The following is a 10,149-nucleotide window of genomic DNA, read 5'->3' as shown; positions in this document are numbered from 1 at the left end:
GCCTTGAGCAGGATGTGGTCCGGCTCGTGCCGGCGCAGCACGTCGTAGACGAGGTCGGTCGACATGGTGACCTGCCGCCCGTTCTTCTCCTGGCCCGGGAAGCGGCGCTCGATCAGCCCGCAGATCACCGCGCATTGCCGGAAGGTGCGCTTCATCAGCGCCGATTCCGCCATCCATTCCTCGAGGTCGTCGCCCAGCATGTCCTGCGCGAAGAGCTCGTCGAGGTCGAGCGCGCCGCGGGCGATCGCCGCGCTCATGTCGCCCAGCGCCCAGCAGGCCATGCCGTAATCGTTGCAGACGAAGCCGAGCGGGCGCATCCGCGCGCGCTCCAGCCGCCGCGTCAGCAGCATGCCGAGGGTCTGGTGCGCGAGCCGGCCCTCGAAGGGATAGGCGACGAGATAGAAGCGCCCCGCCCGCGGAAAGGTCTCGACCAGCAATTCGCCGGGCTGGGGCAGCCGCGATTTCTGCTTCTGTGCATGCAGCCAGGCGGCGACCTCATCCGGCAGCGTGTGCCAGAGCGCGGGCGAGGCCAGCATGGCGCGCACGCGGGCGGCCAGGAAGGTCGAGAGCGGGAACTTGCCGCCGGCATAGGAGGGCACCTTGGGGTCGGTGCCGGGGGAAGCGCGCGAGCACACAGCCTCGTTCTCGACGATCCCCTCGAAGCGCAGCACCTCGCCGGCGAAGACGAAGGTGTCGCCGGCCACCATGGTCTCGGCGAAATACTCCTCGATCTCGCCGAGGACCCGGCCCCCGCGCGTGATCATGCCAGGCTGCCCAGGTTTGCCGGCCCGCGCCCGGCCGAGCCGCACCTTCAGCATGGTCGACTCGACGATGGTGCCGACATTCATGCGGTATTGTTGGATCACCTTGGCGTTGCTCGCCCGCCAGAGGCCGGCCTTGTCCTGCCGCAGCTTGGCGAAGCGCTCATAGCTCTTCAGCGCATAGCCGCCGGTGGCGACGAAATGCACGACGGCGTCGAAATCCTCGCGAGTGAGGCCGGCATAAGGGGAGGCGCCGCGCACCTCCCGATAGAGCGCGTCGGCTTCGAAACCGTCCGAGCAGGCGACGCCCAGCACATGCTGGGCCAGCACGTCGAGCGCGCCGATGCGGGCGGCCGGCGTGTCCTGGGCCGCTTCGTGAACGGCGTCGAGCGCAGCGCGGCATTCCAGCATCTCGAAGCGGTTGGAAGGCACCAGCAGCGCCTGCGAGGGCTCATCCATCCGGTGGTTGGAGCGGCCGATGCGCTGCATCAGCCGGCTCGCGCCTTTGGGCGCGCCGAGATTGACGACGAGGTCGACATCGCCCCAGTCGATGCCGAGATCGAGCGTCGCGGTGCAGACGACCGCCTTGAGCTTGCCCGCCGCCATCGCCGCCTCGACCTTGCGCCGCTGGGTGGCATCGAGCGAGCCGTGATGCAGCGCGATCGGCAGCGCGTCCTCGTTGAGCGTCCATAGCGACTGGAAGGCGAATTCGGCCTGCATGCGCGTGTTGACGAAGACGAGGGTGAGCCTGTGGCTGCGGATCGCCTCGTAGATGTCGGCCATCGCATGCTGCGTGGTGTGGCCGGCGATCGGCAGGCGCCTTGCCGTGTCGAGGATGCCGATCCGCGGCTTGGCCCCGCCGGCGACCGTCACCAGCCCGGCAGGTGTCTCGGCCCCGCCGAGATAACGCTGCAGATCGGCGGGCTCGCGCACCGTCGCCGAGAGGCCCACCGCCGAGACCTGCGGCGCCAGCGCCTTCAGCCGCGCCAGATCGAGCGCCAAGAGATCGCCGCGCTTGGAGGTGACGAGCGCGTGCAGCTCGTCCAGCACGATGCGCTTCAGCGAGGCGAAGAACGGCGCCGCATCGCGATGCGAGACCAGAAGCGCCAGCTGCTCCGGGGTGGTGAGCAGGATGTCCGGCGGGCGCTGGATCTGCCGCGTGCGCTTGGCGGCGGAGGTATCGCCCGTGCGGGTTTCGATCGTGATGGGCAGCCCCATTTCGCGCACGGGGGCATCGAGATTGCGGGCGATGTCGACGGCAAGCGCCTTCAGCGGCGAGATGTAGAGCGTGTGCAGCCCGTCATGCTGGCCCTTGGGCGTGCGCTCCCGTCCGGCGAGTTCGACCAGCGAGGGCAGGAAACCCGCCAGCGTCTTGCCGGCACCGGTCGGGGCGACGAGCAGGGTCGAGCGTCCGGCCCGAGCCTCCTCCAGCAGCGCGAGCTGATGCGGCCGCACGCTCCAGCCGCGGCTCTCGAACCAGGCCTCGAAGGCGAAAGGAAGCGGGGAGGGCGCGGCCATGCGCGGTCAAGATAGGCAGCGCCCGGCCGGAACGAAAGGGAATGGCCGCAGAGCCGTCGGCGTCGGGTGGCGGACGCAGCGATCGCTGAGCCTGGATCGCGCTTGACATGTAATATTATAACATAGCATGAGGCATTCATTCTCGGGCACGCCCATGCCCGCCCGGCTCAAAGGAGACCCCATGCCGACCGCCTTCATCCGACCGATCGCCGCGCTGTCGCTGGGCTGCGCGCTTCTTCTGGCGGGGAGCGTCCTTGTCGCCCCGCCCCTGCAGGCGAAGTCGAAGGGACACGATCATGCCCATGGTCACAGCCACGGCGCCAAGGAGCAGATCCACAAGGGCTATTTCAAGGACGAGCAGGTCCAGCCGCGCACGCTGGAGGATTGGGAAGGAGAGTGGCAGTCCGTCTATCCCTATCTCGTCGACGGCACCCTCGACCCCGTCATGGCCGAGAAGGCGAAGCAGGCCGGCAAGAGCGCCGGCGAGTACAAGGCCTATTACGAAACGGGCTACAAGACCGATGTCGGCCGGATCGTCATCGCCGGCAGCAGCGTCACATTCTTTCGCGGAGAGCAGGCGGCCAAGGCGACCTATGTCACCGATGGCCATGAGATCCTGACCTATCCGAAGGGCAATCGCGGCGTGCGCTTCATCTTCAGGAAGACCGAGGGCGATGCGGCGGCGCCCCGCTTCATCCAGTTCAGCGACCACGACATCGCCCCGGAGGTCGCCGAGCATTTTCATCTCTATTGGGGCGATGATCGCGCCGCGCTGCTGAAGGAGCTCACCAACTGGCCGACCTATTACCCGGCCGAGCTGAGCGCCCAGCAGATCGTCAAGGAGATGCTGGCCCACTGACGCCGCATGCGGGACTTATCCCCGCTGCCGGTGTTTCAACTTATCCTCCACCCCGTTCCGCCCGACCGAGGGGGCTTCGCGAGGCATCGTGCGGCCGGGTGGAATGCGGTGTTCGGATCTCGCGCCACGGACGGTGAGCCTTGATCCGGAGGGGTTGTCCGCCGCCGGGCCGAACAGGCAGGCCCGGTTTTCGCCTTGGCGGGGGACCTCGCAAGACAGCCGCGCGCGGGGGGTTCGAGCGGGGCCGGCGGGCGCCGCATCGACTTCGACACTCGACATCGACATCGGCACGCGGCTTTCGCCGTGCGCTGCTCGGACCCCCCGCGCATCCCCTCGGGATCGCATCCTGCGAAACCCCGCGGCGCGAGCCGGTCGGGGCTTTCGGCGTGGGTTGGCATCCGCAAAGCGCCTATCGCAGCTCCGCCACCACGATCAGCCCCGGAACCGGCACGCCGCGATCCTGCCGCGTGCTGGCGGGCTCGGCGAGCAAGGGGGAGAGCCCCGCCTCGACCAGCCTTTCCCTCAGCCAGCCCTCCGCATGCGCGAAACGCCTGTCTTCGCCCACCACGACACCCTCGCCCTCATGGGTCTGCACCGTGAAGGCGAGCAGCCCGCCGGTCTCGAGCACCCGTGCGCTCTGGGCGAAGCAGGCTTCCAGCGCGCCGAGATAGACGAAGACGTCGGCCGCCAGGATGAGATCGGCGCTCCGGTCGGGCCGGCTGGCGAGATAGGCGGTGAGCCCCGCCACCGAAAGCTTGTCGTAGAGCGGCTGGCCGTCGACGCCGGTCTTGGCGCGCGCCTTCTCGATCATGCGCGGCGAGAGATCGCAGCCGGCGAGATAGCCCGCCTGCTCCTGGATGGCCTCGCCCATCAGCCCGGTGCCGCAGCCGAGATCATGCACCATGTCGAACCGGAACGGCCGGCCGGCGTTGCTGCAGCAGCGCACCAGCGCGTCCTTCATCAATTCGGGTGCGTTGTAGCGCAGGGTCTGGGTGAGATGGCTGTCGAAACGGTCCGCATAGCCATCGAAGAGCGCGCCGGAAAAATTCTCGGAGGTCGCCTGTTCGGCCGCCATGGCCCCGATGCGGGCGAGATCGAGCCGGGCGCCGAAATGGTCGTTGGGGTCGAGATCGAGGCATTGGCGCCAGGCGGTCGCGGCGTCCTCACGCTGGCCGAGCGCCTCCTTGGCGAGACCGTAGAGATGCCAGGCGGCGGTGAAGTGATAGGCTTGTGCCAGCGTCTGGTCGAGGATCTCGGCCGCTGCCGCCGCATCGCCCTCGTCGAAGGCCGCTTTCGCCCAGCCATAGCGTCGGTCGAGGGCAGGATCGCCCGAGGAGGCGAAATGCGTGCTGAGGGCCTTTTCCGTCATGCCGGGGGCTTTATCTGAGGAGCATGACGCTGACCAGACAAACCGCCGGGGTGAAACAGGGCGCCCGCTGGCGCCCCTCCGAACTGCTGGTTCCGACGCCGGCGGGGCTCTACTGCCCGCCGGCCGATGTCTACATCGATCCGGTGCGGCCGGTGGAGCGCGCGCTCATCACCCATGGCCATTCCGACCATGCCCGCTCCGGCCATGGCGCGGTGCTGGCGACGCGCGAGACGCTCGCCATCATGGCCTTGCGCTATGGCGAGGATTTCACCGGCACGCGGCAGATCGCCGTGCCGGGCGAGACCACGCGCATCGGCGAGGTCGAATTCCGCTTCGAGCCGGCAGGGCATGTTCTGGGCTCGGCGCAGATCGTGGTGGAGAGCCGGGGCCTGCGCATCGTCGCTTCGGGCGACTACAAGCGCGAGCGCGACCCGACCTGCGCCGGTTTCGAGACCGTGCCCTGCGACATCTTCATCACCGAGGCGACCTTCGGCCTGCCGGTGTTCCGCCATCCGCCCGCCTCCGGCGAAGTCGCCAAGCTGCTGGAATCGGTGCGCCTTTTCCCGGAACGGACGCATATCGTCGGCGCCTATTCGCTGGGCAAGGCGCAGCGCGTCATGGCCCTGATCCGGGAGGCCGGCTACGAGCGGCCGATCTATATCCACGGTGCGGTGGAGAAGATCACCGAGTTCTACGAGGCCGAGGGGATTCCGCTCGGCGAAGTTCGCAAGGTCGTCGCGGCCGAGCGCAAGAGCTTGGGCGGCGAGATCGTCATCTGCCCGCCCAGCGCCACGCAGGACGTCTGGGCGCGGCGCTTCCCCGACCCCGTCACCGGCTTCGCCTCGGGCTGGATGCGGGTTAGGGCCCGGGCCCGGCAGAAGGGCGTCGAGCTGCCGCTGGTGATCTCCGACCATGCCGATTGGGACGATCTGCTGGCCACGATCCGCGAAGTTCAGGCCGGCGAGATCTGGGTCACCCATGGCGAGGCCGAGGCTCTCGTCCACTGGTGCGGCACGCAGGGACTCAGGGCCAAGCCGCTGCATCTGGTCGGCTATGGCGACGAGGGCGAGGCCGAAGTCGAAGGGGAGGCGGCGGATGCCAAGACGGGTTGATTGCCTTAGCCCTCATCCTGAGGAGCGCCGCAGGCGCGTCTCGAAGGATGGTCCAGACGGTTCCGGAGCCTCCGGGAGCATGCTTCGAGACGCGCTTTTGCGAAACGCTCCTCAGGATGAGGGCTCGCGAGCGGGTGAGGAACCGCAGATGGGCTCAGCGCGACTGCGCCACCACCGGCCGGGCGGGGCCGGTCATTGCGGTCAGCGAGAGCGCCATGTTGCGTGCCAGGCAATCATAGCCGGCATCGCTCATGTGGAACCCGTCCTGCCACAGCACCGATTTGAACGCCTCGGCATCGCTGCGATACCACTCGGTCATCGCCTGATAGCGCCCGAAGACAGGGACAGCCTCGCGCCGCGCGACATCGCCCACCGCCGCGACATAGGTCGCGTAGCGCTGAGGATCCTTGATCGAGGGGTAAAATTGCTGGTCGAGGATGGCGAGCGCGCTGCCCGCGCGCTTCACCATGCCGATCCCGTCCGCGACCATCGTCCTGAAGGCCTTGATATCGCCGCCGTTCACCGCGTCATTGGTGCCGACCTGCCAGATCACGAGGTCGTAGCTGCGCTCGGCCAGCGCCGTCTTCAGCCGCGCCAGCGTCTGCGGCGCCGTTTCGCCGCCGATGCCGGCATTGACCATGTCGATCTTCGTCTTCGGCCAGGCCGTGCCCAGCAGGGCCTGCAGCCGCGCCGGATAGGTGCGGGCCTTCTCGCTGGCGCCGATACCCTCGGTGGTCGAGGAGCCGATCGCCAGGATCGCGAGCGGCTGACCCTGCGCCACACGCTGGCCGATGCTGCCCAGGGCGATGTTGGAATGGACGATGGGGGTCTCGCGGCAGGAGAAGCCGGCCGCCTCTGCGACGGTTGCGGTGCTCAGCGTTGCGGCGAAAAAAGGCAGAGCGAGAAGCCGCAACGCGATGCGCATCAAGTTAGATTCCCGGCAGCCGATGGGTCCGATGCTGGGGACGGTAATATTTCATTCATGAATGGCGGCTGAATGAGACCGATCGAAGACGCGGCGACCCCGTCTTTTCCGAGCGCATCCGCGCCCGAGGGTGACGGACTCAACCGTTTCGCCTGGCTGCTGGACCGGCTCGCCTATGAGCCGCGCCGCAACGGCAAGCTCGCGCTCATCGCGGATTATCTGCGCACCACGCCCGATCCCGATCGCGGCTACGCCCTGGCGGCGATGACGGGCGGGCTCTCCTTCCGCAATGCCAAGGCCGGGCTGATCCGCGCGCTCATCGCCGAGCGCACCGATCCCGTGCTGTTCGCGCTCTCCTACGACTATGTCGGCGATCTGTCGGAAACCGTCGCGCTGATGTGGCCCGCCCGGCACGGCGCCAATGCCGTGCCGCATCTGCCCGAGGTGGTCGAAGCCCTGCGCGAGGCCGGCAAGACCGATCTGCCGCGCCTCGTCGCCTCCTGGCTCGATGCGCTCGACGAGACCGGCCGCTGGGCGCTGCTGAAGCTGATCACTGGGAGCTTGCGCATCGGCGTCTCGGCCCGGCTCGCCAAGACGGCGGCGGCGAGTCTCGGCGGCATTCCCGCCGACGAGGTCGAGCATGTCTGGCATGGGCTGGAGCCGCCCTATGTCGACCTCTTCGCCTGGCTGGAGGGCAGGGGGCCGCGGCCGGAGGCGACCGATCCGGCGCCCTTCCGGCCCGTCATGCTGTCTCACCCGTTGGAAGACGCTGATTTCGACAAGCTGAACCCGGCCGAGTTCAGCGCCGAGTGGAAATGGGACGGCATCCGCGTCCAGGTCGCCAGCGGCACGCGGGAAGACGGCACCCGCGTCACCCGGATGTATTCCCGCACCGGCGAGGACATCGCCTGCGCCTTTCCCGACCTCGTCGAGGAATTGACGCAGGACGGTGCCATCGACGGCGAATTGCTGGTGATGCGCGAGCGAACGGTCCAGAGCTTCAACACCTTGCAGCAGCGGCTCAACCGCAAGGCCGTCACCGCCAAGATGCTGGGCGAATTCCCTGCCCATATCCGCGTCTACGACCTGCTGATCGACGGGCAGGAGGATATCCGCCATCTGCCCTTCGCCGAGCGGCGCCGGCGGCTGGAAGCCTTCCTCGCGCGGCTCGCGAGCCAGCGCTTCGATCTTTCGCCGACGATCCCCTTCGCCAGCTGGGAGGAACTGACGAGCGCGCGCGCCGACCCCGCCTCCGCCGGAGCGGGCGCCGATGCCGAAGCTGTCGAGGGCTGCATGATCAAGCGGCTCGACTCGCCGTATCTGCCCGGTCGGCCCAAGGGCTATTGGTGGAAATGGAAGCGCGAGGCCAGGCTGGTCGATTGCGTGCTGATGTATGCCCAGCGCGGCCACGGCAAGCGCTCCTCCTTCTATTCCGACTACACCTTCGGCGTCTGGCGCGTCGGGGAGGGGGGCGGGCTCGAACTCGTCCCGGTCGGGAAAGCCTATTTCGGCTTCACCGACGAGGAGCTGATCGAAATCGACAAATATGTCCGCAAGCACACGCTGAACCGCTTCGGCCCGGTGCGCGAGGTCACGCATACCGCCGAGAGCGGGCTGGTCTTCGAGGTCGCCTTCGAGGGTCTGCAGCGCTCGACGCGGCACAAATCCGGGCTCGCCATGCGCTTCCCCCGCATCAATCGCATCCGCTGGGACAAGCCGCCGAGCGAGGCCGACGCGATCGAGGTGCTGGAGGCGTTGCTGCCGAAGGAGGGGTGACGCACCGGAACAAGACGCCCGGCGAACCCGTTCGTCTCCCGACACCGCAAGCCGGCCGCAGCGGCCGGAGCGCTTCCCCACCCCCGGAGACGAACATGCCCTTCATCAAGGCCGCCGATGGCGCGCAGATCTTCTATCGCGACCACGGCCAAGGGGCGCCGGTCGTGCTCATCCATGGCTGGCCGCTCAATGGCGACATGTGGGAATATCAGGTCCCCGCGCTGGTCGAGGCCGGCCACCGCGTCATCACCTATGATCGCCGCGGCTTCGGCCGGTCGGATCAGACCTGGACCGGCTACGACTACGACACCTTCGCCGACGATTTGAAGGCGCTGCTGGACGGGCTCGACCTGAACGGCGTCTCGCTGGTCGGCTTCTCGATGGGCGGAGGCGAGATCGCCCGCTATGTCGGGCGCCACGGCACGGCGCGGCTCGCGAAGGCCGTGCTCGTCTCGGCCGTGACGCCCTATATGCTCAAGACCGAGCAGCATGAGAACGGCGCGCCGCGCTCCACCTTCGACGAGATGGTCGAGGGGCTGAGGGACGACCGCCCGCATTTCCTCGCCGGCTTCGGCGAGACCTTCTTCGGCGTCGGCATGCTGACCTCGCCGGTCTCCGACGAAATGCTCGACTGGGCGCAGGTTCACGCGCTGAAGGCGTCGCCCAAGGCCACGATCGACTGCGTGCGCGCCTTCTCGGAGACCGATTTCCGCGCGGACCTGCCGAAGCTCACCGTGCCGACCCTCGTGATCCATGGTGACGACGACCAGACCGTGCCGATCGACATCTCCGGCCGTGAGGCGGTGAAGCTCGTCCCCGGCGCGCAACTGAAGGAGTATGAGGGCGCCCCGCACGGCCTGTTCATCACCCACAAGGAGATGCTGAACGCCGATCTGGTCGCCTTCCTGCGCGGCACGGCCTGAATTGAAACCAGGAGGCGCGGGACCGGTCCCGCGCCTCTTATCCGTTCGTCGCGGCCCCGCCGCGTGCCGGGGCGCTTGCAACCCTGCCGCGAGGGTGGTTGAGATCGGCCTCGCCTCTCTCCAGAATGGGGCACGAAGGAACGGAGCCGGCGCGATGAGCAAGCAGCCCTCGACGAGGATCGTGATCGCCGATGATCACCCGCTGTTTCGCGGCGCGCTGCGGCAGGCGGTGTCGAGCGCGATCGAGGGCGCGGCGGTCGACGAGGTCGGCTCGCTCGAGGCGCTGACCGAGACGCTGGGAAGCGGCGGCGATGCCGATCTCGTGCTGCTGGACCTCACCATGCCGGGCGTGCAGGGCTTTTCCGGGCTGCTGTTCCTGCGCGCCGACCATCCCGAAATTCCCGTCATCGTCGTCTCCGCCAATGACGATCCGGCGGTGATTCGCCGCTGCATCGAGTTTGGCGCGCTCGGCTTCCTGCCCAAGACGGCGGATGTCTCGCAGATGGGCGAGGCGATCCGCGCGGTGCTCGACGGCGGCGTCTGGACCCCGCCCGGCGTCGATCTCTCCGCCCCGGTCGATGCCGAGATCGCCGATATGGTGCGGCGTATGTCGACGCTGACGCCGCAGCAGGTGCGCGTGCTGATGATGCTGTCCGAGGGGCTGCTGAACAAGCAGATCGCCTATGAACTCGGCGTCTCCGAGGCGACGGTGAAGGCGCATGTCTCGGCCATCCTGACCAAGCTCGACGTCGACAGCCGCACCCAGGCCGTGATCGCCGCCTCCAAGATCGCCGGCACCGCCTGGGCCACGGCCGGAGCCTCCGCAACGGCCTGAGAGGGCCTCGGAACCTCCGCGTCATCCTGGACAAGCCGCGCAGCGGCGCTGATCCGGGATTCATCGGAGGG

8 protein-coding genes are annotated in these 10,149 nt (G+C 68.2%); 5 read left to right on the top strand and 3 right to left on the bottom strand.

Translation table 11 applies throughout. The features are described from left to right. The coding region (locus ACOJTB_RS16935) for a ligase-associated DNA damage response DEXH box helicase (protein WP_420103698.1) at positions 1–2,279 on the bottom strand (2,279 nt) is incomplete at its 3' end. A 181-nt stretch (positions 2,280–2,460) separates the two neighbouring features. Here ACOJTB_RS16935 and ACOJTB_RS16930 point away from each other — a divergent pair. Continuing rightward, positions 2,461–3,138, top strand: a complete 678-nt coding sequence (locus tag ACOJTB_RS16930; RefSeq protein WP_420103697.1) for a ZinT family metal-binding protein — start codon at positions 2,461–2,463, stop codon at positions 3,136–3,138. A 409-nt stretch (positions 3,139–3,547) separates the two neighbouring features. Here the strand turns inward: ACOJTB_RS16930 and ACOJTB_RS16925 are convergent, their stop codons facing one another. After that, positions 3,548–4,507, bottom strand: a complete 960-nt coding sequence (locus tag ACOJTB_RS16925) for a class I SAM-dependent DNA methyltransferase (RefSeq protein ID WP_420103696.1) — start codon at positions 4,505–4,507, stop codon at positions 3,548–3,550. A gap of 23 nt (positions 4,508–4,530) precedes the next feature. Between ACOJTB_RS16925 and ACOJTB_RS16920 the strand changes: the two genes are divergently transcribed. Then, on the top strand, positions 4,531–5,619 hold the full coding sequence (locus ACOJTB_RS16920; protein WP_420103695.1) for a ligase-associated DNA damage response exonuclease: 1,089 nt from the start codon (positions 4,531–4,533) through the stop codon (positions 5,617–5,619). 154 nt (positions 5,620–5,773) lie between these two features. Here ACOJTB_RS16920 and ACOJTB_RS16915 read toward each other — a convergent pair whose 3' ends face one another. Further along, a complete protein-coding gene (locus ACOJTB_RS16915) occupies positions 5,774–6,544 on the bottom strand; it encodes an SGNH/GDSL hydrolase family protein (RefSeq protein WP_420103694.1) in 771 nt (256 codons plus the stop codon). Between the two features lie 72 nt (positions 6,545–6,616). Between ACOJTB_RS16915 and ACOJTB_RS16910 the strand changes: the two genes are divergently transcribed. The 3 genes from ACOJTB_RS16910 (at position 6,617) to ACOJTB_RS16900 (ending at position 10,078) form a co-directional block, all read left to right on the top strand. Beyond that, positions 6,617–8,320, top strand: coding sequence for a cisplatin damage response ATP-dependent DNA ligase (locus ACOJTB_RS16910; RefSeq protein WP_420103693.1), 1,704 nt, complete (start codon positions 6,617–6,619; stop codon positions 8,318–8,320). Positions 8,321–8,415: 95 nt separating this feature from the next. Continuing rightward, entirely contained in the window at positions 8,416–9,243 is an 828-nt protein-coding gene (locus ACOJTB_RS16905) for an alpha/beta fold hydrolase (RefSeq protein WP_420103692.1), read from the top strand. Between the two features lie 154 nt (positions 9,244–9,397). Further along, positions 9,398–10,078: a response regulator gene (locus ACOJTB_RS16900; RefSeq protein WP_420103691.1), complete on the top strand. Its 681-nt coding sequence runs from the start codon at positions 9,398–9,400 to the stop codon at positions 10,076–10,078. Positions 10,079–10,149 lie beyond the last annotated feature (71 nt).

Source organism: Allobosea sp. (genome assembly GCF_048595345.1).
In the GTDB taxonomy this organism is placed as follows: domain Bacteria; phylum Pseudomonadota; class Alphaproteobacteria; order Rhizobiales; family Beijerinckiaceae; genus Allobosea.
This window is presented reverse-complemented; position numbering and strand designations above follow the sequence as displayed.

Excerpts from the sequence above, each read along its gene's own strand:
- ACOJTB_RS16905 (WP_420103692.1), top strand. The coding sequence starts at position 8,416 with ATGCCCTTCATCAAGGCCGCCGATGGCGCGCAGATCTTCTATCGCGAC.
- ACOJTB_RS16930 (WP_420103697.1), top strand. The coding sequence starts at position 2,461 with ATGCCGACCGCCTTCATCCGACCGATCGCCGCGCTGTCGCTGGGCTGC.
- ACOJTB_RS16915 (WP_420103694.1), bottom strand. The coding sequence starts at position 6,544 with ATGCGCATCGCGTTGCGGCTTCTCGCTCTGCCTTTTTTCGCCGCAACG.
- ACOJTB_RS16920 (WP_420103695.1), top strand. The coding sequence starts at position 4,531 with ATGACGCTGACCAGACAAACCGCCGGGGTGAAACAGGGCGCCCGCTGG.
- ACOJTB_RS16925 (WP_420103696.1), bottom strand. The coding sequence starts at position 4,507 with ATGACGGAAAAGGCCCTCAGCACGCATTTCGCCTCCTCGGGCGATCCT.
- ACOJTB_RS16910 (WP_420103693.1), top strand. The coding sequence starts at position 6,617 with ATGAGACCGATCGAAGACGCGGCGACCCCGTCTTTTCCGAGCGCATCC.
- ACOJTB_RS16900 (WP_420103691.1), top strand. The coding sequence starts at position 9,398 with ATGAGCAAGCAGCCCTCGACGAGGATCGTGATCGCCGATGATCACCCG.